General features: G+C 66.0%; 18 protein-coding genes. 5 read left to right on the top strand and 13 right to left on the bottom strand.

Annotated features, from left to right (window positions below):
• Positions 1–49 precede the first annotated feature (49 nt).
• Positions 50–1,048 carry a TIGR00341 family protein gene (locus E0L29_RS06315; protein ID WP_131356446.1) on the top strand — a complete coding sequence of 333 codons (999 nt, stop codon included), beginning with the start codon at positions 50–52 and terminating at the stop codon, positions 1,046–1,048.
• A gap of 11 nt (positions 1,049–1,059) precedes the next feature.
• On the opposite strand, the gene E0L29_RS06310 is transcribed toward E0L29_RS06315, so the two are convergent.
• The 5 genes from E0L29_RS06310 to E0L29_RS06290 all read right to left on the bottom strand — a co-directional run bounded on the left by E0L29_RS06310 (position 1,060) and on the right by E0L29_RS06290 (position 5,242).
• Entirely contained in the window at positions 1,060–1,533 is a 474-nt protein-coding gene (locus E0L29_RS06310) for an SRPBCC family protein (protein WP_131356443.1), read from the bottom strand.
• A 4-nt stretch (positions 1,534–1,537) separates the two neighbouring features.
• Complete coding sequence (locus tag E0L29_RS06305) at positions 1,538–3,172, bottom strand: L,D-transpeptidase family protein (protein ID WP_131356440.1); 1,635 nt, start codon at positions 3,170–3,172, stop codon at positions 1,538–1,540.
• 32 nt (positions 3,173–3,204) lie between these two features.
• Complete coding sequence (locus tag E0L29_RS06300) at positions 3,205–3,909, bottom strand: murein L,D-transpeptidase catalytic domain family protein (RefSeq protein WP_131356437.1); 705 nt, start codon at positions 3,907–3,909, stop codon at positions 3,205–3,207.
• 93 nt (positions 3,910–4,002) lie between these two features.
• Positions 4,003–4,617, bottom strand: coding sequence for a hypothetical protein (locus E0L29_RS06295; RefSeq protein ID WP_131356434.1), 615 nt, complete (start codon positions 4,615–4,617; stop codon positions 4,003–4,005).
• The gene (locus tag E0L29_RS06290) at positions 4,571–5,242 is read right to left on the bottom strand and encodes a DUF2278 family protein (RefSeq protein WP_131356431.1); all 672 of its coding nucleotides are present in this window, start codon (positions 5,240–5,242) and stop codon (positions 4,571–4,573) included. The genes E0L29_RS06295 and E0L29_RS06290 overlap by 47 nt, the downstream gene beginning before the upstream one ends.
• 164 nt (positions 5,243–5,406) lie before the next feature.
• On the opposite strand from E0L29_RS06290, the gene tkt reads away from it, so the two are divergent.
• A complete protein-coding gene (gene tkt / locus E0L29_RS06285) occupies positions 5,407–7,422 on the top strand; it encodes a transketolase (RefSeq protein WP_131356428.1) in 2,016 nt (671 codons plus the stop codon).
• Positions 7,419–8,237 (top strand): 6-phosphogluconolactonase, encoded by an 819-nt coding sequence (pgl, locus tag E0L29_RS06280; RefSeq protein ID WP_131356425.1) that lies wholly within the window; start codon positions 7,419–7,421, stop codon positions 8,235–8,237. The genes tkt and pgl overlap by 4 nt, the downstream gene beginning before the upstream one ends.
• On the opposite strand, the gene zwf is transcribed toward pgl, so the two are convergent.
• From zwf to E0L29_RS06240, 8 genes are all read right to left on the bottom strand, one after another.
• Complete coding sequence (gene zwf / locus E0L29_RS06275; protein WP_131356641.1) at positions 8,228–9,652, bottom strand: glucose-6-phosphate dehydrogenase; 1,425 nt, start codon at positions 9,650–9,652, stop codon at positions 8,228–8,230. The genes pgl and zwf overlap by 10 nt on opposite strands.
• Entirely contained in the window at positions 9,652–10,563 is a 912-nt protein-coding gene (gene gnd / locus E0L29_RS06270) for a phosphogluconate dehydrogenase (NAD(+)-dependent, decarboxylating) (protein WP_131356422.1), read from the bottom strand. Before gnd ends, zwf begins: the two co-directional genes overlap by 1 nt.
• 19 nt (positions 10,564–10,582) lie before the next feature.
• Positions 10,583–12,820, bottom strand: coding sequence for an ATP-binding protein (locus E0L29_RS06265; protein WP_131356419.1), 2,238 nt, complete (start codon positions 12,818–12,820; stop codon positions 10,583–10,585).
• A gap of 118 nt (positions 12,821–12,938) precedes the next feature.
• Positions 12,939–14,057 carry a glycosyltransferase family 1 protein gene (locus tag E0L29_RS06260; protein ID WP_131356416.1) on the bottom strand — a complete coding sequence of 373 codons (1,119 nt, stop codon included), beginning with the start codon at positions 14,055–14,057 and terminating at the stop codon, positions 12,939–12,941.
• Between the two features lie 130 nt (positions 14,058–14,187).
• Positions 14,188–14,658: a YbaK/EbsC family protein gene (locus E0L29_RS06255; protein WP_131356413.1), complete on the bottom strand. Its 471-nt coding sequence runs from the start codon at positions 14,656–14,658 to the stop codon at positions 14,188–14,190.
• Positions 14,659–14,753: 95 nt separating this feature from the next.
• A complete protein-coding gene (locus E0L29_RS06250) occupies positions 14,754–15,317 on the bottom strand; it encodes an outer membrane protein (protein WP_242664300.1) in 564 nt (187 codons plus the stop codon).
• A gap of 113 nt (positions 15,318–15,430) precedes the next feature.
• On the bottom strand, positions 15,431–16,219 hold the full coding sequence (locus tag E0L29_RS06245; protein ID WP_131356406.1) for a patatin-like phospholipase family protein: 789 nt from the start codon (positions 16,217–16,219) through the stop codon (positions 15,431–15,433).
• 36 nt (positions 16,220–16,255) lie between these two features.
• Positions 16,256–17,617: an aldehyde dehydrogenase family protein gene (locus E0L29_RS06240; RefSeq protein ID WP_131356403.1), complete on the bottom strand. Its 1,362-nt coding sequence runs from the start codon at positions 17,615–17,617 to the stop codon at positions 16,256–16,258.
• 143 nt (positions 17,618–17,760) lie between these two features.
• Here E0L29_RS06240 and E0L29_RS06235 point away from each other — a divergent pair, with 143 nt between their 5' ends.
• Both E0L29_RS06235 and E0L29_RS06230 read left to right on the top strand, forming a co-directional pair.
• On the top strand, positions 17,761–18,516 hold the full coding sequence (locus E0L29_RS06235) for a TerC family protein (protein WP_131356400.1): 756 nt from the start codon (positions 17,761–17,763) through the stop codon (positions 18,514–18,516).
• Between the two features lie 158 nt (positions 18,517–18,674).
• On the top strand, positions 18,675–21,068 hold the full coding sequence (locus E0L29_RS06230; RefSeq protein ID WP_165498841.1) for an ATP-binding protein: 2,394 nt from the start codon (positions 18,675–18,677) through the stop codon (positions 21,066–21,068).
• The last annotated feature ends 1 nt before the right edge of the window (position 21,069 follow it).

Below are 21,069 nucleotides of genomic sequence, written 5' to 3'. Positions count from 1 at the left end.
TTCCTACCTTACTGCATACTCCCCCCTTCATAACCAGACCCGTGAGTCGATGAAACTCGTCGAAGTCATCGCAGCCGCATCGAGCCTCAAGACCGCAGAGGCGATCGCAGAGAAACACCATGCCCGCGACTTCAGGAGCTCCGAACCGGATAAGGGAGACAGGTCGACGATACGGATGGTGGTGAGCGACGACGAGGTGCAGGCGGTGCTCGATACCCTCCAGGGGGTGCTCGGAGCGCAGCCGGAATCCCGCATCTTCGTCTATCCCATCGACATCTCCCTTCCCAAGGAGAGCGAGGAGCAGGAGGAGAAAGAGGCCCGGGCGACCCAGGCAAGGGAGTCGCTCTACCGGGAGGTGCAGAAGAACTCGCGCCTCGACTTGAACTACCTGGTGCTCGTCACGCTCTCCACCATCGTCGCGGCCATCGGCCTCATCGAAAACAACGTGGCCGTCGTCATCGGCGCCATGGTGATCGCCCCCCTCCTCGGCCCCAACCTCGCCTTCGGGCTCGGCACCGCGCTCGGCGATCTCGACCTGATGAAAAACGCACTCCAGACACTCGCAGCCGGAGTGGCCGCAAGCATTCTGCTCTCCATCGCCATCGGGTTCATCTGGCCCTTCCAGGTGACGAGCTCCGAACTCCTGCTGCGCACCGACCCGCGCCTCGACTCCATCGCCCTCGCCTTCGCTTCGGGGGCGGCGGCGGCGCTCTCGCTCACCACGGGGCTCCCCTCCGTGCTGGTCGGCGTCATGGTCGCCGTCGCCCTCCTGCCCCCGGCGGCCACCTTCGGACTCATGGTCGGGCACGGGCTCTTCGGGCTCGCCTCAGGAGCCGCGCTCCTGCTCGCCGTCAACGTCGTCAGCGTCAACCTGGCATGCAAGCTGGTATTCCTCCTCAAGGGGGTCCAGCCGCGGACATGGTGGGAAAAGGAAAAAGCCCGGAAGGCGATGCACGCCTACATCGTCATCTGGATCCTGACACTGCTCCTCCTCGTCGTCGCCATCTCGATCAGGACCGTAGGAATCCCCCTGGAGCTCGCTCCCTAGGAACCCGGAGCTCAGGACGTGGCCCCGAAGCTCCGCTGCAGGTTCTCGACGTAGCCGTCGACGAGCCGGCCGAACTCGAAAGAGACGAGCGGCTGGAGGAGGGGCTGGAGGAGGCCCGGGAAGTCGAGCGTGAGCTCGCCCTTCGAGACGAGCCGGACACGGCTGCCGCTCCCCTCCGCTTCGATATGCCAGCTGCCCTCGACGAGGGCGTTGCCCACCCCGTCGAGAGGAGTCCAGCGCACCGCGAGGGCGGCCTCGTCGGCCGTGTAGCGGCTGGCATAGACGGTCTGCTGGAGGGTATGGCCCGCAAGCTCGATCTTCTCCATCTCCCAGCGGTAGGCGCCCCCGCCGAGATCGGTCAACTGCTCGACCTTCGGAAAATGCGAGGCCGAGCGGGGCACGTCGGCAAGCAGCCGGAAAACCTGTTTCGGATCGGCGGAGGTCGAAAACTCCCGCCCGATGGGGATCTCAACAATGAAGGACATGGTCTTAAAAGCCGCAGCTTTCCGTTTTGTAGTTGGGAAGAGGCGAATCAAGGGCCTTGAGGAGGGCTCCGTCGCGCCGGTAGACGTCCCGGCGGAACAGCACCCGCTCTCCTTCGGCGACAGCGGTGAGGTAGAGGATGAGGACGGGCACGGGCCTCGGGAGAGCGACCCTCACCGTCCGGCCGGACGCTATGAGGGAGTCGATACGCCCCGGGTTCCAGCGCACGCTGTCGGCAAGCACCAGTTCGGCGAGCCGGCGGGGGTTTTCGACCCGGATGCAGCCGGAACTGAACGTCCGCTCGCTCTTCTCGAAAAGCTCCCGGGTCGGCGTGTCGTGCAGGTAGACGAGATGCGGGTTCGGCATCACGAACTTCAGACGGCCGAGCGCCCCCCAGTCTCCCGAAGCCTGCCGGAGGCTGTACGGGAAATCCGACTTCCCGAAGGAGTTCCAGTCGATTGTGGCGGGGTCGACGGTCCGGCCGTCCCGGTCGACGACCGAGAGCCGCTGCGCCCTCAGCCACCCCCGGTCCTTCCTGATGGCCGGGAGCGCGTCCTTCCGGAGAATAGTGGGAGGAACGACCCATTGCGGGTTGAAGACGACAGCCGTCATCGGGGACTTGAAGACCGGCGTCCTGCGGAACGGACGGCCGACGATCACCCGCGTGGACCAGCGGAACCGTCCGTCTTCGACGTACTGGAGCGAGTACCCGGCGATGTTGACGAGCACGTAGGTCGAGTCGAGCCCGCCGAGGAACCAGCGGTAGCGCTCGAGGTTCAGCCGGAGCTCGTCGATGCGCCGCGAGACCGGCACATTGAGGGCCTCCAGCGTGCCGCCACCGGCAACCCCGTCCGGCTTGAGGCCGTGGCGCCGCTGGAACCGCCGGAGCGCTTCGACGAGCGCCCGGTCGTAGACCTCCGCATCTGCGGCAGCAGAGAGGGCGAGCTCACCGGTCGCCGAGAGGCGCCGTCGGAGGAGCGCCACCCTGGGGCTCCGCATCCCGACGCTGAGGGCCGGCCCCGGAGGAACCGCGCTCCATCCTCCGGCCTCTTCGATCCCGCGGTAGCGCGCCAGCGCATCGCGGAGCATGCGGTACTTGGGGTGGCGGGGGCGGAGCCCTTCAAGCACGACTCCGGGTCCCTCCCGGCCGGCCGCCCTGACGAGCGCCGCGGCGACGACGGAGCGGCCGGAGGGCTCATGGAGGTTCCAGTTCGGGTCCAGCCGTACGGGATCGACCTTGCCGTGGCTGAGGTGGTCGGCAAGGGTGAGAAAGGCGTCGGACTGCAGGAGCTCGCGCCGTGCACGCTCGGCGGGCGTCGGGGGGTCCTCCCCCGTCATGGCCGCAAGGGCGTCGCGGTGGTAGTCGCGGGGATTGAGCCCGTCGCCGTCCGAGGCCTCCACCTCGCCAAAGAGGGCCGCCGCAGCGCCCTTTCCGGCCCAGATGGGGCGGAACCCCCTCGGAGCGTAAAGATCGTAGAGCTGGCGGATGCAGGCGTGCATCCGGTCGGGCGCGGGATGCTCCCGCAGGAGGCCCTCCAGGCGCGCCTCGATCGCCATGGCCGCCCGATCCTCCGGACGCGGAGCCTCGCCGGCCGGAGGGGCAGGGCTGAAGGCGAAAAGCACGAGGAGCAGAAACAGCATGGCGGGTCCTCCCGGTCGGTCATGGCGCGCCCTCAGGACGGGCCCGTAACGTCAAGCAGATGCGACTCGGCCAGGTAACCGGGGCTCTGGTGGTAGATGAAGAGGCAGCTCCCCCCCTTGATGAGATCGATCACGGCCCGGGAGCTGGACGGCGGCAAGGCCGGGCACCCCTGGCTCCGGCCGAGCCGGCCGTGCTTCAGGACGAACGCCCGGGTGGCGTATGCGGCCGGATGGATGACGATGCTGCGCATGGCTGCGTTGTCGTTCACGCCCTCCTCCAGCCCCTCGAGCCGGAGGGAGTAGCCGTGGCTGCCTTCGTAGGTGGCACCGGTAGTGAAGAAGCCGAGACTGCTCCGGAAAGAACCGGGCTCGTTGGAGAAGCGCTCGGCCGTCGATATCCCGCTCCCCCGCCCGTGCGCGACGAGCGAGGAGTAGAGGATGCGGCGCCCGGCGACGTCGATGACGAAGAGCCGTTTCTGGCTGGAGGGGCGGCTGAAATCGATCACGGTCAGAATGCCCTCCCTCGTGAGCCTTCCCTCCTGCTTCAGGCGGCTGAAGCCGGCAAAGGCCTGATGGAGCAGATCCGCGCCGAGCTCGGAGCGGAGGGCCGGGGCTGCCGAGAATGCAGCCGCTCGGGCGGAAATGGCGGGAGACTCCGCCGCCCGGAGGAACGAGGGAGGGGCAAGCAGGAGCATGCAGAGAAGGGCGGCGCGATACGCGGTGTTCACAACGGTCATACCATCTTCATCGGTTGGGTAAAGCCCGGCGGCGCAGCCGCGGAACGGGCCCGGTCATCATAGCAATGAGGCAATATATAAAATCCATACATATCACCGACCCCCACCGGCGGCGAAGGGCGGAGCCGGCTCTCGGGAGGAGCCGAAAAGGAGCGGCGCGGCTGCGATCCGGCGGAAACGGCGTGCGCGGCGGAGCTGTGGCGGCAAGTCGAGCACGACGCGCACCAGCGCCTCCCATACCGATACCCAGGCGGCGATCGTGAGCCCTTCGACGAGGATCCTCGAGGGGGCGGCGCCGGAGGAGGGAATATCGAAACGGGCCGGCACCCAGAGGGAGAGGACGAGCAGGACCAGGCCCGAGAGGAGCAGCAGGATGGAGGTTTTCAGCATCCGGCGCATCGCCTCGAGCTCCAGCTCGCGCCGGTACATGAAAAAGGTGTTGAGGCTCGAACGGACCCGCTCGAGGAGCTCTTCGGCCGGCGGCTGGTCGAAGGTGAAGCGGAGCATGAAGGGAGATCGGCCGATTTCACGGACGCAGCCCACGAGGTACTCCGTCAGGTCGTCGTCGAGGTCCTTGCGGCAGTATGGGGCCCGCTTGTCGAAATCAGCATAGAGATCCTCGACACGCGGAGCGGCGACCTCGATCAGGACGCTTCCGTCCTCACCCCTTGCGTAACGGTCGAGTATCCCTTTTTTCGCTCGTGCCATGGCGGGTCTCCTCCTGCATCAAAGAGAGAAACTTCTGTGTCTTGAATTTACACAAAAAAGCCGCAACCGACCCATCGTGGCGGAGCATGAAAAGGCCTCCGTCCTGCCAGCTCCCGTTCTCGCGCCGCCAGCGCGAATGCGGGGGATCGCCCTGGTTCTGGTGGATGTTGTGCACCCCGCTGCCGCGGCGGAACGGTTCACCGAATACGAAGATCCTCCGGCACGCCACGAGCAGCGGCTCCAGCTCCCTGAAGGCATTCCGGCCGGTCCCCGAACGCCATCCCGGCGGGAGCCCGCCATCGGAAGGGGAAAAGGAATCCGGCACCTGAAGCTCGGGGCTGCGGTAGTAGTCGATGGCGCCGGTGCCGGGCCTCGAGGCGAGCGGATGCCAGCCGTCGGCGAAGCGTTCGAGCGGAGAGGGAAAGGGGGGAACGGGATCGACGATGCGCCACTGGAGGCCGTCGGAGAGCTGCTTGCTGTCGAGGTCGACGGGGCATCGGTAGTAACGCCCGCGGGCCCGGACCCTGAGGTTGCAGTGGAAGTACTCCCCCTCTACCCGCGAGCGGTCGCAGTACCAGTTGCCTATCGTGCCGCAGAGCACGCCGTAGCCGTCGTTGAGAGGCATAGAGCATCAGAAGGGTTGTTGGAGGAGCCGCGCTCTCTTTGAATGTACGCAACGCTTCCGCCGAAGACAACGACGCAGGGCATCCGCCATGAAACCTTTCGGCCGTCGGCGCAGGTTGCTATATTGCTGTTGGTCCAAAAACGGCGAACCGGAGGGAGCACGAGATGAACGAGAACCCTGAAGAGCGGCAGGCGATCGACACCGCCCGCCTGCTTGCAGTCGACATGGTGGAGAAGGCCCGATCGGGCCATCCCGGCATGCCGCTCGGCGCCGCCCCGATGCTCTACGTGCTCTTCGGGCACTTCATGCGCCACAGCCCGCACAACCCCGCGTGGGCGAACCGCGACCGGTTCGTGCTTTCGGCCGGACACGCCTCCGCGCTCCTCTATGCGATGCTCCACCTCACCGGCTACGATCTTCCGATGGAGGAGCTGCGGCGCTTCCGCCAGCTCGGGAGCCGCACGCCCGGCCACCCCGAGCGCGGCCTGACCCCGGGGGTGGAGACCACGACGGGCCCGCTCGGCCAGGGAATCGCCACTGCCGTCGGCATGGCCATCGCGGAGCGGCGCTCGGCCGCGCTTCTGAACCGCCCGGGAATGGCGGTGATCGACTACCGCACCTGTGTGCTGGCAAGCGACGGGGACCTGATGGAGGGCATCAGCGGCGAAGCAGCCTCGCTTGCCGGCCACCTCCGGCTCGGAAAACTGATCTGCCTCTACGACAGCAACCACATCTCGATAGAGGGCCCGACCTCGCTGGCCTTCAGCGAGGACGTTGCGGGCCGCTACCGCGCCTATGGCTGGCAGGTCCTGGAGGTGAAGGACGGCAACGACCTTCAGGCGATACGGGAAGCCCTGCGCCTGGCTGGTGAAGAGCCGGGCCGCCCGTCCCTCATCAGGGTACGCACCCACATCGGCTACGGCAGCCCGCACCGCCAGGACAGCGCGAAAGCCCACGGCGAACCGCTCGGAACCGAAGAGACGGCACTCATAAAGAAAGCGTTCGGGTTTCCGCCGGACGCGAGCTTCCATGTCCCGGCGGAGGTTCGCCGGCACTTCATGCCGGTCCGGGAGCGGGGAGAATCGCTCGAGAAGGGATGGAACGACACCCTCCTTCAGTACGGGAAACGCCATCCCGAGGCAGCCCGCCTGTTCGAGGATGCGCTCCGGGGACGGCTCGCCGAAGGCTGGGAAAAGAGCCTCCCGGTGTTCAGGCCGCCCGCGGAGCTGGCGACCCGCCAGGCCTCGCACCGCTGCCTCGAAGCGATGGCCGCGCACCTTTCCGTCCTCATCGGAGGATCGGCCGACCTCGCCCCCTCCTGCGGCACCATCCTGCAGGACTCGGAGGAGTTCACGGCCGAAAGCTCCGGCGCCACCCTCCATTTCGGCGTCCGCGAACACGCCATGGGGGCGATCCTCAACGGCATCGCGCTCTCCGGGATCCTGCGCCCATACGGGGCGACCTTCCTCGTCTTCGCCGACTACATGAAGCCGGCCGTAAGGCTCTCGGCGCTGATGCGCCTCCCCGTGCTCTTCATCTTCACCCACGACAGCATCGCCCTCGGAGAAGACGGCCCGACGCACCAGCCGGTCGAGCAGCTGGCGATGCTGCGCGCCATGCCAGGCCTCACCACCGTCCGGCCGGCCGACGCCAACGAGACGAGGGCGGCCTGGGCTCTGGCACCCACCCTTCCCGGCCCCGTCGCCCTCGTCCTCACCCGCCAGAAGCTCCCCGTGCTCGACCCGACACGCCACCCTACGCTCGAGGGGACCCCGAAAGGCGGCTACGTCATCGCCGACTGGACGGGAGACCCCTCCCCGGAGGAGGCCGCCATCATCATCGCCACGGGCTCCGAAGTCCACCCCGCCCTGCAGGCAAGGGAGCTGCTCGAGCAGGAGGGCGTTCCGACAAGGGTGGTCTCGATGCCCTCTTTCGAGCTTTTCCTCCAGCAGCCCCGATCCTGGAGGGAGAGCGTGCTGCCGCCCGCCGTCACCGACCGCGTCTCGGTGGAAGCCGCTTCGCCGTTCGGGTGGGAACGGTTCACCGGTACGGAGGGGCGCATCGTCGCCATCGACCGCTTCGGCGCCTCGGGGCCCGGTACGGAGCTGCAGGAGGCCTTCGGCTTCACCCCGAGCCGTATCGCCGACGCGGTACGCGAACTCAAACACAAGCGCCCATGACCCCCGCCCCCCGCACGAACAGTCCGGAGCACTTCACCGGAACCCCCGAAGAACTTGCGGAACAGGCCGCCGCCCTCATCATCCTTGAAGCGCACCGGAGCGTCCGCCGCCACGGATTCTTCTCGATGGCCCTTTCGGGCGGCAGCTCTCCCCGGCCCCTCTACCGCCTGCTCCGGCAAGGCCTCGAACGCGAAGCCTTCGGCCATAGCGGCCTCCCGCTCCCGGAAGCGGAACCTGACGCGGAAGGCGCCTTCGCGATGCCGTGGCGAAACAGCCTCTTCTTCTTCGGCGACGAGCGCTGCGTTCCGCCGGAGAGCCTGGAGAGCAACTACCGCATGGCCCGGGAGACGCTCTTTTCAGGCATGGAGGAGAAGGGGATGCAGATCTTCAGGATGGAGGGGGAAGACAGGGTGCCGGAAGAGGCCGCGAAACGCTACGAAGCGCTTCTCTTGAACTCGCCCATCGGAACGGAACGGAAACCCGAAGACCGATTCCCCGCACTGGACCTGGTCCTGCTCGGACTCGGCCCGGACGGCCATACCGCTTCGCTCTTTCCCGGCGACCGCAAGGCGCTCCAGGAACGGGAACGCCGGGTGGTGGCGACCGGGGTGCCGCCCCTCGAGCCTCGCGTCCGGCGGCTCTCGCTCAGCATGCCGGTGCTCAACCACGCCCGCACGGTGCTCTTCTTCTCTCCCTCCCCGGAAAAGGCGGCGCTGGCCGCTTCGATCATCCTCGGCAAACGGCCGGACCTGCCGGCCTCGATGGTGCGTCCGGAGCACGGCCGCACCATCTGGCTCACGGCTCCTCAGCCGTAGATCCCGGACGCGGAGGCTGGTCCGTCGGAGTGTATCGGATAGGGTTCGGGGTGACGGCCGTCGAGGGCGTGGCGGATGGCGTCGACCACCTCCCAGGCGTGCTCCACGCTGTCCTGGCGGATGAAGTTCATCCGGTCGCCCGTGATGGCGTCGAGCAGCAGCCGGTGATAGGCGGTGAGCCCCTCGCCGGGAAAGGAGTCGCGGTAGTCGAATTTCATGTAGACCGGATCGGTCTCGACCGCCTCGCCGGGGCGCTTGGTGCCGAAACGCAGGGCGATGGTCTCCTCCGGCTGGATGGTCATGACCACCTGGTTCGCCGTGTAGCCGCAGCTGTCGGAGGGCCCGAAGAAGTTCTGCGGGGGGCACTTGAAGGTAATGACGATGCGGGTGCGCGTCTCGCCGAGGTTCTTGCCCGCCTTCACGTAGAACGGCACCCCCTGCCACCGCCAGTTGTCGACGAAGAAGCGGATGGCGGCGAAGGTCTCCACCTCGGAGCGGGGATCGACGTCCTTCTCCTCCCGGTATCCCTCGTACTGGCCGAGCACGATGGCCGTGCCGGCGTCTGCCGGCGTGTGGCGGCGGATGCTGCGCAGCACCTTGGACTTCTCGTCGCGCACCGAATCGGCCGAGAGGTCGACGGGCGGCTCCATGGCGACGGAAGCCAGGAGCTGGAGCGCATGGTTCTGGATGATGTCGCGAAGCAGGCCGACCTCCTCGTAGAAGGCGCCCCGGTCGCGGATGCCGAAGTCCTCGGCGATGGTGATCTGGACGCTGGAGATGTAATGGCGGTTCCAGAGCGGCTCGAAAATGCCGTTGGAGAAGCGGAAGACGAGGATGTTCTGCACCGTCTCCTTGCCGAGGTAGTGGTCGATGCGGAAGATCTGGTCCTCGTTGAACACCTCCCCGACGGCGGCGTTGAGCGCGCGGGCGCTCTCCAGGTCACGGCCGAAGGGTTTTTCGACGATGATCTTCCGCCACCCCCTGCAGGGCAGGTTTTTGCCGCCGAGTCCCGCCGCCTGGAGGTTCCTGACGATCAGGGGAAGCAGTCCGGGCGAGACGGCGAGATAATAGAGCAGGTGGGTGCAGACGCCGCTCTGGCCTGAGGCGTCCATGATCTCGCGGTGGAGCCGGTGGTAGCCCTCCGGCTCCGAGATGTCCAGCCGGACATAGAAGATGCGGCGAAGGAACGGCGCTATGGCCTCCTCATCGAAACCGCCCGCGCCGGGAGATGCCCGGAGCGCCTCGAGCACCGTCCTGCGGAAGGCTTCGTGGGAAAGATCCCGGCGGCCGGTGCCGATCACCCGGTACTCCTCCGGGAGGTGGCCGTAGCGGAAAAGGTCGAAGACCGAGGGGAAGAGCTTGCGCCGGGCAAGGTCGCCGGTCGCGCCGAAAATGACGATGCTGAAATTCTCCATCATGCCTCGGCGTCCTTCGGCGGAGTCATGGCGTGGCCCCCGAACCCGTAGCGCAGTGCCGCCACGACGCGGTCGGAGAAGGCGTTGTCGTCACGCGAGCGGTAGCGGCTGAAGAGCGAAGCTGCGATGACGGGAACGGAGACTCCGTGCTCGAGGGCGCTTTCGACCGTCCAGCGCCCCTCTCCCGAATCAGCGACCCGTCCCTCGAGGTAGCCGAGCGAGCCGTCACGCCGGAATGCGTCCCGGGCCAGCTCCATCAGCCACCCGCGGATCACCGATCCGTTCGACCAGACCCTGGCGACCTCCTCGAGATCGAGCCCGTAACGGCTCGCGTCCATGAGCGCGAACCCCTCACCCATCGCCTGCATCATGCCGTACTCGATGCCGTTGTGGACCATCTTGACGAAGTGTCCCGAACCCGAAGGACCCATGTAGCCGTAGCCGCCCTCGACCGTAAGATCCCTGAAGAGCGGCAGGGCGGCGTCGTACGCCTCCTTCTCGCCGCCCACCATCACGCACGCCCCGTGCCGGGCGCCGTCCAGCCCGCCGCTGGTGCCGGCGTCCAGGAACCGGATCCCCTTCAGGGCGAGGCGCCGTGCACGCGCTTCCGAATCGGTGTAGCGGGAGTTGCCGCCGTCGATGAGGATGTCGCCCGTCGAAAGGAAGGGCTCGAGCTGGGCGATGGTGGCCTCTACCGGTTCTCCGGCCGGCACCATCATCCAGACGATGCGGGGAGAGGGAAGGGCCGAACAGAGCTCGCCAAGGGATGCGGCCGTCCCGGCCCCGGCCTCGGCAAGGGCATCCATGGCAGAGGGAATCAGGTCGAAGACGACCAGCTCGTGGCCGCGCTCAAGCAGCTGCGAGGCCATGTTGAATCCCATTTTCCCAAGGCCTATGAATCCGATTTTCATGGAGGATCAGTTAGCATTTTCAGACAGTGTACCAGCCGGTTTCTACGGCTTTATCTTTGAAACGCAGGAAACACCCGTTTAAATTCCCGAGCATCCGGTCGAACGCCGTGAACTCCTTCGAACGCTCAGCCGCTTCGAGCTCTGCGGCCAGCCGGCTCAGCTCGGCCGCGCCGACCGTGGCGGCCGCTCCCTTCAGGGTGTGCAGGAGCAGGCGGCAGCGGGCCATATCGCTGTCCGCCCACGCCTCGGCGATCGCCCGAAGCTCGTCGTCAGCCGATTCGATGAACTGGGCGACGATGATCCGGACGATCTCCCGATCCTCCTGCAGCCGCCCCAGCACCTCCTCGACCATGAAGACGCGATCGGACTCTCCCCCGGAGGAAGCGGCAGCCGCCGCTTCCCTGTCGACCGGCGGATCGCTCTTTGCGGATGGAAAATACCGCTCCATCACCGCCTGGAAATCCGTTATGCGAAGCGGCTTGGCAAGATAGTCGTCCATACCGGCATTGAGGCATTTCTCCCGGTCCCCCTTCATCGCATTGGCCGTCATGGCCACGACCGGCACGCGCTCCGAGCGCTTCAGTCCGGCGTCATGGCGAATGCGGCGCGTCGCCTCGTACCCGTCCATCCCGGGCATCTGGCAGTCCATGAACACCAGGTCGTAGGATTTCCTCAGCATGGCTTCGAGGGCCTCGCTGCCACCGACCGCCACGTCCGGCGAGTACCCGAGCTTTTCGAGCATGGAGACCGCGACATTGCGGTTGACCGAGCTGTCGTCGACGACGAGCACGTTGATCGGCGTGGCCTGCCGGCACGACACCTCTCCCGCGCAGCTGACGGCGGGTTCTTCCGCCACCCTCGCAGATGCCCCCCCGGCCTCGCCGTGGGCCTGCAGGACGGCAAGAAGCTCCTGGCTACGAACCGGTTTTTCGAGGAATACGGCACAGAGTCCTCCGGTGAGCGCTTTCAGGTTCTTCTTGCAGCCCATCGGCACGAGCAGCACTACCGGCACTCCCCCGCAGGCCTCCAGGACCGGAAGGAACGCCCCGAACCCTTCAGCCTCGGGCCCGAAACAGCGCAGGTCGAGCAGGAGGAGGGGCGACTCTTCCGGCGCCAGGCCGCCGAGCAGGCCCGGCAGCGCTTCGGGGTCGTCCACACGCCGGCAGCGGTGGCCGCTCGACTCGATCAACGCCGAAAGCGCCTCGCCGAGCGCACCGGACCAGGTAACGAGCAGGACTGAACGGGAGCCCGTATTGGCGACAAGGTCGGAATCGGCCGGCTCCGGCAGTTTTTCAAGAACGATGTCGAACGAGAAGGTCGACCCCTCATCCGGCACGCTCTCCACGCGGATCCGCCCACCCATCTTGCTCACAAGGTGGCTCGATATGGAAAGCCCCAGGCCGGTTCCGCCGTAGCGGCGGGCGGACGAGCCGTCCGCCTGCGAGAAGGGCTCGAAAATCGAGTCGATCCGATCAGCGGGAATGCCGATGCCGGTATCCGTAACGGAGAAACGCATGACGGCATACCGTTCAGTCTCCTGCATGAGCGACAACCCGAGGACCACCTCGCCTCCCTCGTGGGTGAACTTGACGGCGTTGCCGAGGAGGTTGACGAGCACCTGGCGGAGCCGCAGCGCGTCGCCCTTGACCTGCAGAGGCCCCTCCGGAGTTACGGCGAGCGTCAGCTCCAGTCCCTTTGCCCGTGCTTCCGGACCCATCATGCAGCCGACATCCTCGAGGAGGTCGACAAGCCGGAAAGCCTCGTGCTCGAGATCGAGGCGGCCCGCCTCGATCTTGGAAAAGTCGAGGATGTCGTTAATGATGTTCATGAGGTTCCGGCCGCTGGCGATGATGGCCTGCACGTACTTCTGCTGCTCAGGTTCGAGGCTGGTTCCAAGCAGGAGGTCCGCCATGCCGATGACGCCGTTCATCGGAGTCCGGATCTCGTGGCTCATGTTGGCAAGGAACTGACCCTTCGACACGCTGGCCTGCCTGGCCTCCTCGGCCATGAACTTGGTCTGGAGCACCGACTCCTCAAGACGCTGGTTGCTCCGGCGCAACGCCTCGAGCGCCCCCTCGAGCTGCTGGCGCACGTCGGACTCCTCGATGGATTTCCTTGTCAGCCGGGTATTCTGGTCACGCAGCAGCGCATGCCGCTCAAGGGAGCTCTGCTCGAAGACCCGCCGTTCGGCGGCCTCGCGCTCGAGCTCTTCTACCCGGCGCTTGAGATCGCCGTATGAGGGCTTGCCTGTAGCCATGCGGAGGAGGGGGATGGAAGGTTGTCTTTCCTATAAAGTACGCAATTTCAGCGCGCACGCTTATACATATAATATAGAAAACGAACGGAAAATGGGGAAAAGACAGCGGCGGCGATGCTCAGGAGGTCATCCGCCGGTAACGCTCGATGAGGGCGCCGTTGACGGCGTCCCAGGACTGGGACGCGGCATAGGCGAGGCCCGCCTCGCGCTGCCGGCCGAAGAGGCCGACATCCTCCATGAGCGTGGTGCAGCAGCGGTAGAAGTCGTCGACGTCGCCGGCTCGGGCGACGAGTCCGCCCCGAGAGAGTTCGACCACCTCGCGGCACCCGCCGACGTCGGAAACGACGGCCGGAAGACCGCACGAGATGCCCTCCAGCGTCACGTTGCAGAACGCCTCGGTGGTCGAAGGAAAGAGGAAGATGTCGCCGCTCGCGTAGGCTTCCGGCAGTGCAGTCCCGGTCAGGTAGCCGGTGAAGACCGCCTCCGGCATCTCGCCTCTCAGCGTCTCCTCCTCGGGTCCGCTGCCGATCATGACGAAGCGCACCCGATCCCCGAGGCCCTCCCGGTGGAAGCGCCGGTAGAGGTCCATCACGACCCGGATGTCCTTGTACCAGACGAAACGGCCTGCGAAAACGAGCACCGTGCGGCCCTCGGCGTCCCAGGAGCGGCGGAGCGGCCCGCTTCGCCGGCCGGGGTGGAACAGGCCGCGGTCGATCCCCCGCGACCAGATGCCGACATCGCGGATGCCGTGCGAGAGAAGGTTCCGGCGGACGATCTCGTTGGGGGCCAGGACGGTGCCGCAGCTGTTGTAGAACCACGCCAGGTATCGCCATAAGGCGCCCTCGGCGAATCCGAGCCGGTAGTATTCCAGATAGGAGGGAAAGTCGGTATGGTAGGCCGAGGCGACCGGAAGGGAGCGCTTCAGGGCGTAGAGCAGGAACTTCCGCCCGATGATGTCGGGAGTGGAGATATGGACGATATCGGGGGCGAAGCGGTCGAGCTGGCGGCGGGTTTCAGAAGAGAAGAAACCGAGCCGGTAATCGGGATAGAGCGGAATCGGGACCGAAGGCATGGTGTATACCGGTACCCCGCCGTGGTCGTCGGACTCCGAGACGTCCGGAGACCAGACCATGACCTCGTGGCCCTCTTTCCTGAATGAAGCGACGAGCTGGTATATCGATCTGACGGCACCGTCCTTGTCCTTGACGAAGGTACCGGCATATAACGCAATCTTCATGACGGGCAAGCAGTTCTGGAGTCAACGCGGCCGCATGCCCGGCAGTTCGGGGAAGCGTTGTTCCCGGAGCGTCTTCAGGCATGACCCAAAGGTAACATTTCCCCCGGAAAAACCAGCATCGGGGAGACGATCACGCCTCCGGAATGCTCAGCGGAGCCGCCTTCGGCCGCACCAGGCGGCTGAAATCCCGATAGGCCAGACGCACGAGCTCCCGGTGGGTGCCGGCGTTGAAGGCGATATCCTCGTCGTCCTCGAGCACCTCATCCACATAGACCGCCATCCCGTAGAGATTGCCGAACGGAGGCATGGCGCCGGGCTCGCAGCTGCCGAACCGGCCGGCGAACTCTTCCTCGCCGGCAAGTTCGGCATGTTCGGCACCCGAGGCCTGGCCGAGCAGCTCGAAATCCAGCCTGCGGGAAGCCGGCAGGACGGCCATCGCCATCCGTCCGTCGAGTTTGACGACCACGGCCTTGGCCAGCTCCCGGCCCGGCACATGCGCCGAGGCGGCGACCTCCTGCGCCGTGTATGCGGGAGAGTGGATAAGGGTGGAATAGCGGACACCGTGGCTGTCGAGAAAGTCCGTGAGCGTGCTGTAGGGCATGGTATGGCTCCTTCCGTCTGCTGTTCATGAAGGGGGAGGCTCACGCCGCATACCGCGGGACGCTCCGGCGCCTGCCGGAAGCGCCCCGCAGCGATTCAGAATTCGATCCGCAGCCCCACCATGAGGTTGTGGGTGTCGATGGTGTACTCTCCGCCGTACAGGTCGGCGTCGCTGGTGCCGAGATAACGGTAGCGTGCGTCGACCAGCATGTTGTCGGCGATCCGGTAGCCCACGCCGGCGCCGAGCTGCCAGGCGAAGACCGTATCATCGACGGAACCGGGACCGGTTGAATCATCCACCGAGGCAAGGCCGAGGCCCGCCGTCAGGTAGGGGGTGAAGGATGAACGCTCGAGCTCGAAGTCCACATAGCCGTTCGCCAGGAAGCTGAGGATCGAGACCTCGTCGCCGCTGTGCTCGATGCCGTTCTCCTGGTAGCCCAGCTCGCCCTCGAGGCGATACTGGCCGCTTTTGAGGCCAACGGCCCCGGCAAGCGCGTAGCCGGTGTTGTAGGAACGCTCACCGCCGAACTCGATATCCGAATCCTGCAGCATGGCAAGACCCACCGAGCCGGTGGCGTAGGGCGTTGCGGCCGAGGCGGCCGTAGCGGAACCGCCGAGCGCCAGGACGGCGCAGAGGGTTCCCGCAGCAAATCTCTTCATCACACACACTCCTTTTTTCATCGTTTCCTTTCGTTCGCCTGTCACTACCGCCGGAGGATACGCCCCCGGCACCTCTTCACCACTTTTAAAGGTAAAGCAATCTGGAAAACGAATCAAGAAGAACGGGGAGCTTTTTCCATGAAACGGCGCAGTGCGGGAAGCGCGTCGCGGTAGCCCGCATCAATCAGATCGGAGACCTGGGAGGTATCGACGAGATTGAAGGCCGAGAGATCGGGTGCGAGGCAGAGGTCGGCACCGGCGGTCTGCATCGAGGCCGTGTTGGTGACGGCGGTGTAGAAGGAGTTGAGCAGGAGGCCGACGATGCTCTCCGGCTTGGTGAAGGCGTGGCGGGCGAGCAGGTCGACGCAGATGACCGGCCGCAGGCCTTCGTCGACGAGCGGCGAAATCGGCACGTTCTCGAGCAGCACCCCGTCGACGAGCATCGACCCGTTGCGCTCGAGGGGCCGGAACACGCCGGGGATGCAGCTGCTGGCCATCACCCCCTCGGCAACGTCGCCGCTCCGCAGCACCGCCTTGCGTCCCGTCGAGATGTCGGCGGCCACCATGGCGAGCCGAATAGGGGCGTCCTCGATGTTGCGCCTTCCGAGCAGGTCGTGGACGACCTGGCCGAACTTCTTGTTCGAAAGGATGCCGTACTGCGAGAGCACGGGACCGGAGAGGTCGAGCCAGTCGAGCTCGAGCGTCACGTCGCGGATCTCCCGCCAGCTCTTGCCGAAAGCGTGGAGCGCGGCGATGAAGGAACCGATGCTCGTGCCGCTGACCATCGAGACCCTGATATCGAGCTCATCGAGCGCCCTGAGCACCCCGATATGCGCGGCGCCGAGCACCGCCCCGCCTCCCAGCGCAAGCCCTGCGGTTCCGGTCGTACTCTTGTTGATCATCGCATTCGGGTCAGATTGTTGAACGTGGCCGCCGGGCTACTGGAAGTGCAAGGCGAGCCAGCGCAGAAAGCGGTACTTCAGTCCATGGTAGGGCGGATAGCGAAGCCGGATGTCCGCGGCGATCGGCCGCTGCATGAGGCTCCGGCGAACCGAGAACGCCTCGAACCCTGCCCGGCCGTGGTAGGCGCCGAACCCGCTCGAACCGACTCCGCCGAATGGAAGCGAGGGGACCGCCGCCTGGAAGAGCAGGTCGTTCAGGCAGACCCCCCCGGAACGGGTGGAGGCGATCACACGGTCCTGCACCCGGCGGTCGGAAGTGAAGAGGTAGAGGGCGAGCGGCTCGCCGCCGCGCTGGACGATATCGATCGCCTCTTCGATATCCCCATAGGCGACGAGCGGCAGGACAGGCCCGAAGATCTCCTCCTCCGACATGACGGCCTCCGCTCCGGCCCCCTCGATGAGGGTCGGGCGAAGGCACTCCCCCGCCGCAATCCCGGGAAAGCGTTCCAGGAGCCGCCGGCGGCGGGCATTGTTGCGGACGCACGCGTAATCCCCACCCTCCCCGGGCGAAAGGCCGTAGAACTCCCCGACGGCCTCGCGCAGGGCGGCGGCCAGCCGGCCCTCGAGCTCTCGGCGCACCAGGACGTAGTCGGGGGCGATGCAGGTCTGTCCGGCGTTGAGGAACTTCGCCCAGGCGATGCGGCGCGCGACCGTCCGGAGGCCCGCATCGGAATCGACGATGCAGGGAGAGCGGCCGCCGAGCTCCAGGGTCACAGGAACGGGATGGCGGGCGGCGGCCCGCATCACCTCGCGGCCCGCCGCCCGGCTTCCGGTGAAGAAAACGTGGTCGAAGCGCTCTGCGAGCAGGCCTCGCGCCGCCTCCGCCCCGCCCTCCACCACGCGGAATGCCCGAGGGTCGAGGTAGTCCCTGACGCCCCGGGCTATGGCGGCGGAGGTCAGAGGAGCCTGCTCGGAAGGCTTGAGCACCGCGCAGTTGCCGGCAGCGATGGCGGCGACGAGCGGAGCCAGGACGAGCTGGAGCGGGTAGTTCCAGGCTCCGATGACGAGTACCACCCCGACCGGCTGGAAAGACCAGGAAGCAGAGGCTGGAAGGTAGAGGAGGGGGACCGATGCCTGTCGGGGACGCATCCAGCGGCCGAGGTGGCGGAGGGCGTAGCGGATCTCGCCCTGCAGGAAGGCGGTTTCGGTGAAGAAAAGCTCTGCCGGAGGTTTGCCCGTGTCGGCAGAAACGGCCGCGGCAAGTTCCTCCTCCCGCTCCTCAAGGAAACAACGGAGCGCCTCCAGCTGCCCGACCCGCCAGGCGCGGGGACGGGTCAGCCCCGATCGGAAGGTCTCGCCGAGAATCGGTGCGAGCGGCTGGCGGTGTGCTTCTCCCATAGGAAAGAGCGGATGAATGGTGGTAATGACAAGAAAAGTAACGAAAAAGCGCGTCAGCCAAAACAGTGCGGGCGTTGGCGGAAGCGGGAATGTTGGCTACATTGGGTGAAATCACGACCGGAAACCCGCACTCCCCTCTACCGATGGACTGGATAACGCAGCCCGAAGCATGGGTCGCTTTGGCGACCCTCACGATCCTCGAGATCGTCCTCGGCATCGACAACATCATCTTCATCTCGATCCTGGCCGGCCGGCTCCCCGAACACCAGAGGCAGAAGGGGCGCGTCCTGGGGCTCGGCCTCGCCATGGTGACGCGCATCCTGCTCCTGCTCTCCATCAGCATGGTCATGCGCCTGACCGGCGAGCTCTTCAGCCTCGCAGGCCACGGCGTCTCCGGCCGCGACATGATCCTCGTCGCCGGAGGACTCTTCCTGCTCGCCAAGAGCACCCGCGAGATCCACCTGAGCCTCGAGGGCGAAGAAGAGAGCGGAAGCCGCACCGCCGCCGGCAACTTCATCTTCACCCTCCTGCAGATCGCCGTCCTCGACATCGTCTTCTCGCTCGACTCCGTCATCACGGCCGTCGGCCTGGCGAAGGATCTCGGCGTGATGATCCTGGCCATCATGATCGCCGTCGGTGTCATGATGCTCGCGGCCCGCAGCATCAGCGACTTCGTCGAACGCCACCCGACCGTCAAGATGCTCGCCCTGAGCTTCCTCATCCTTGTCGGCGTCACGCTCCTTGCCGAGGGAGCCGGCTACGAGATCCCGAAAGGCTACATCTATTTCGCCATGGCCTTCTCCATCGGCGTCGAGATGCTCAACCTCAGGCTGCGGCCGAAAGCGGCCGCCCCCGTCCAGCTCCGCCCTACGCTCCCCACGGACGGGAAGGAGGGGTGAGGGAAGGCGTTCCCGTTCGGGAAGAATTTTCATACATTGGAAGCAGAGGAGAGAATAAATCCGGAATGACCAGAACCCCCAGCTGCAGGTTCCGGCGCTTGACCCGGTAAGAGGGAAACCCATTCGCTCGGCGATCGACCCGAAAAGGAGTGGAGATGATGCAGCTGCCCTTAAGACTTCCCCCCGACCAGCTTCGCAGGAGATGCGACCCGCTGGAATTCAGCTTCGAAACCACCGCAGAACTCGACGGCCGCAGGGAGGCCGTAGGCCAGAAGCGTGCCCTTGATGCCATCGCCTTCGCCATGGCCATCCGCCATGACGGCTTCAACCTGTTCGCCCTCGGTCCCAGCGGCACAGGAAAGCAGACCGCCCTCATGCACCACCTCGAAAGCGTCGCGCCGGAAGCGCCGGTGCCAGACGACTGGTGCCACGTCTACAACTTCGAAAAACCGCGCCATCCGAAAGCGATGCGCCTCCCCCCGGGCAGGGCCATGGAGCTCTCACTGGGCATGGACCATCTGGTCGAAGCCCTCTTCACCGTCATCCCCGCCGCCTTCAGCAGCGAGGAGTACCAGGCACAGGAAAAAGCCATCCACGAAGAGTTCCAGGAAGAGCAGGCCGAAGCGATCGGCGCACTCGAGAAAAAAGCGGCGGACGAAAGCATAGCCCTCATCCGGACCCCCGCGGGATTCGCCTTCGCGCCGGTCAGCAAAGGCGAGGTCATCAAGCCCGACGAGTTCATGAAGCTCAGCGACGGGGAGCGCAAAGAGATCGAAGAGAAGATCGGGCGGTTCAAGGACGAGCTGCAGTCGATCATGTCGCAGATCCCGAAGTGGCAGCGCCAGACGCAGGAAAAGATCAACGCCCTCAACCGCTCGATTGCGGACTTCGCCCTGCGGCCGCTCGTCGAGGAGCTCAAGAACCGCTTCGAGACGCTTCAGGAAGTACGGGCCTACCTCGACGCAGTGGAGAACGATATCGTCCTGAACTTCTACCAGTTCCTCGAAAAGAGCCAGGAGCCGGGCGATTCGGTAAAGAAAAGCCACGCCTTCAACCGCTACCGCGTCAACGTGGCTGTCGACAACGGCAAAACCATCGGCGCACCGGTGGTCTACGAGGACAAACCGGCCTGCAGGAACCTCGTCGGCGACATCGAACACCTCTCGCAGATGGGCACGCTCGTCACCGACTTCACCCTCATCAAGGCGGGCGCCCTGCACCGGGCCAACGGCGGCTACCTGATCCTCGACGCCCGGCGCCTGCTCATGGAGCCCTTCGCCTGGGAGGCCCTGAAAAAGGCGCTGAGGACCCGCCAGATCCGCATCGAATCGCTCGGCCAGCTCTACAGCCTCATCAGCACCGTCTCGCTCGAACCCGAACCGATCCCGCTCGAGCTGAAAGTCATCCTGCTCGGCGAACGGCGGCTCTACTACCTGCTCAACGCCTACGACCCCGACTTCAGCGAGCTCTTCAAGGTCGCGGCCGACTTCGAGGACGAACTGGAGGCGGACACGGAAGGCAAAAACTCCTACGCCCGCATCATCGCCCGGGTCGCCCGGGACCAGGGCCTCCGCCACTTCAGCCGCGAGGCCGTGGCCCGGACCGTCGAATACGGCGGCAGACTGGCCGGCGAAGGGGGAAAGCTGACCGCCCGGCTGCAGGAGATCAGCGACCTGGTCCACGAGGCCGATTTCCATGCCGAGTCGGCAGGGCGCGCCACCGTCGGAGCCGAGGAGGTGGAGCAGGCGGTACAGGCACGCATAGCGCGCGCCTCGCGCATCAGCGAAAAGATCAGGGAGGCCACCCTCAAGGAGTCCATCCTGATCGACACCGAGACGGAAAAGGTCGGCCAGATCAACGGCCTGGCGGTCTATGAGGCGGGACGGGAGCGGTTCGGCCATCCGACGAGAATCACCGCCCGGATCCGGCTCGGCAAGGGAGAGGTGATCGACATCGAACGGGAGACCGAGCTCGGAGGTCCGATCCACTCCAAGGGGGTCATGATCCTGACGGGGTTCCTCGGCGCCCGATTCGGCATGCAGCAGCCGCTCTCGCTCTCCGCCTCGCTCGTCTTCGAGCAGTCCTACGGCGGGGTCGAAGGCGACAGCGCCTCGTCGGCCGAGCTCTACGCCCTCCTCTCTTCCCTCTCCGGACTTCCTCTCCGTCAGTCGATCGCCGTGACCGGTTCGGTCAACCAGCACGGCGAGCTGCAGGCGATCGGCGGCGTCAATGAAAAGGTCGAGGGGTTTTTCGACCTCTGCCGTGCCCGGGGGCTCACCGGGCGGCAGGGAGTCCTGATCCCGAAAGCCAACACGCTGAACCTCATGCTCCGCCCGGACGTGGTCGAGGCGGCGGCGCGGGGGGAGTTTTCGATCTATGCCGCCAGCCATGTCGACGAGGCTATCGAGCTGCTCACCGGCGTTGCGGCCGGCGAGCCTGACGCGGAGGGCAACTGGCCCCCGGAGAGCGTCAACGGGCGTATCGTCGCACAGCTCGGCTCGATGGCCGAACGGCTCAAAGCGTTTTCCCAGAACAATGAAACCCCCGAGTGAG

The organism is Chlorobium sp. N1 (genome assembly GCF_004332115.1).
GTDB lineage: Bacteria > Bacteroidota > Chlorobiia > Chlorobiales > Chlorobiaceae > Chlorobium.
Note: the sequence above shows the minus strand (reverse complement) of the source record. Positions and strands in the feature narration are given on the sequence as shown.

What these genes read in the sequence shown, in the direction of transcription:
- E0L29_RS06245 (WP_131356406.1), bottom strand. Translation starts at nt 16,219, where the DNA reads ATGATCAACAAGAGTACGACCGGAACCGCAGGGCTTGCGCTGGGAGGC.
- E0L29_RS06310 (WP_131356443.1), bottom strand. Translation starts at nt 1,533, where the DNA reads ATGTCCTTCATTGTTGAGATCCCCATCGGGCGGGAGTTTTCGACCTCC.
- E0L29_RS06250 (WP_242664300.1), bottom strand. Translation starts at nt 15,317, where the DNA reads ATGAAGAGATTTGCTGCGGGAACCCTCTGCGCCGTCCTGGCGCTCGGC.
- E0L29_RS06300 (WP_131356437.1), bottom strand. Translation starts at nt 3,909, where the DNA reads ATGACCGTTGTGAACACCGCGTATCGCGCCGCCCTTCTCTGCATGCTC.
- E0L29_RS06255 (WP_131356413.1), bottom strand. Translation starts at nt 14,658, where the DNA reads ATGCCCTACAGCACGCTCACGGACTTTCTCGACAGCCACGGTGTCCGC.
- E0L29_RS06295 (WP_131356434.1), bottom strand. Translation starts at nt 4,617, where the DNA reads ATGGCACGAGCGAAAAAAGGGATACTCGACCGTTACGCAAGGGGTGAG.
- pgl (WP_131356425.1), top strand. Translation starts at nt 7,419, where the DNA reads ATGACCCCCGCCCCCCGCACGAACAGTCCGGAGCACTTCACCGGAACC.
- gnd (WP_131356422.1), bottom strand. Translation starts at nt 10,563, where the DNA reads ATGAAAATCGGATTCATAGGCCTTGGGAAAATGGGATTCAACATGGCC.
- E0L29_RS06240 (WP_131356403.1), bottom strand. Translation starts at nt 17,617, where the DNA reads ATGGGAGAAGCACACCGCCAGCCGCTCGCACCGATTCTCGGCGAGACC.
- tkt (WP_131356428.1), top strand. Translation starts at nt 5,407, where the DNA reads ATGAACGAGAACCCTGAAGAGCGGCAGGCGATCGACACCGCCCGCCTG.
- E0L29_RS06315 (WP_131356446.1), top strand. Translation starts at nt 50, where the DNA reads ATGAAACTCGTCGAAGTCATCGCAGCCGCATCGAGCCTCAAGACCGCA.
- E0L29_RS06265 (WP_131356419.1), bottom strand. Translation starts at nt 12,820, where the DNA reads ATGGCTACAGGCAAGCCCTCATACGGCGATCTCAAGCGCCGGGTAGAA.
- E0L29_RS06305 (WP_131356440.1), bottom strand. Translation starts at nt 3,172, where the DNA reads ATGCTGTTTCTGCTCCTCGTGCTTTTCGCCTTCAGCCCTGCCCCTCCG.
- zwf (WP_131356641.1), bottom strand. Translation starts at nt 9,652, where the DNA reads ATGGAGAATTTCAGCATCGTCATTTTCGGCGCGACCGGCGACCTTGCC.
- E0L29_RS06230 (WP_165498841.1), top strand. Translation starts at nt 18,675, where the DNA reads ATGCAGCTGCCCTTAAGACTTCCCCCCGACCAGCTTCGCAGGAGATGC.
- E0L29_RS06235 (WP_131356400.1), top strand. Translation starts at nt 17,761, where the DNA reads ATGGACTGGATAACGCAGCCCGAAGCATGGGTCGCTTTGGCGACCCTC.
- E0L29_RS06290 (WP_131356431.1), bottom strand. Translation starts at nt 5,242, where the DNA reads ATGCCTCTCAACGACGGCTACGGCGTGCTCTGCGGCACGATAGGCAAC.
- E0L29_RS06260 (WP_131356416.1), bottom strand. Translation starts at nt 14,057, where the DNA reads ATGAAGATTGCGTTATATGCCGGTACCTTCGTCAAGGACAAGGACGGT.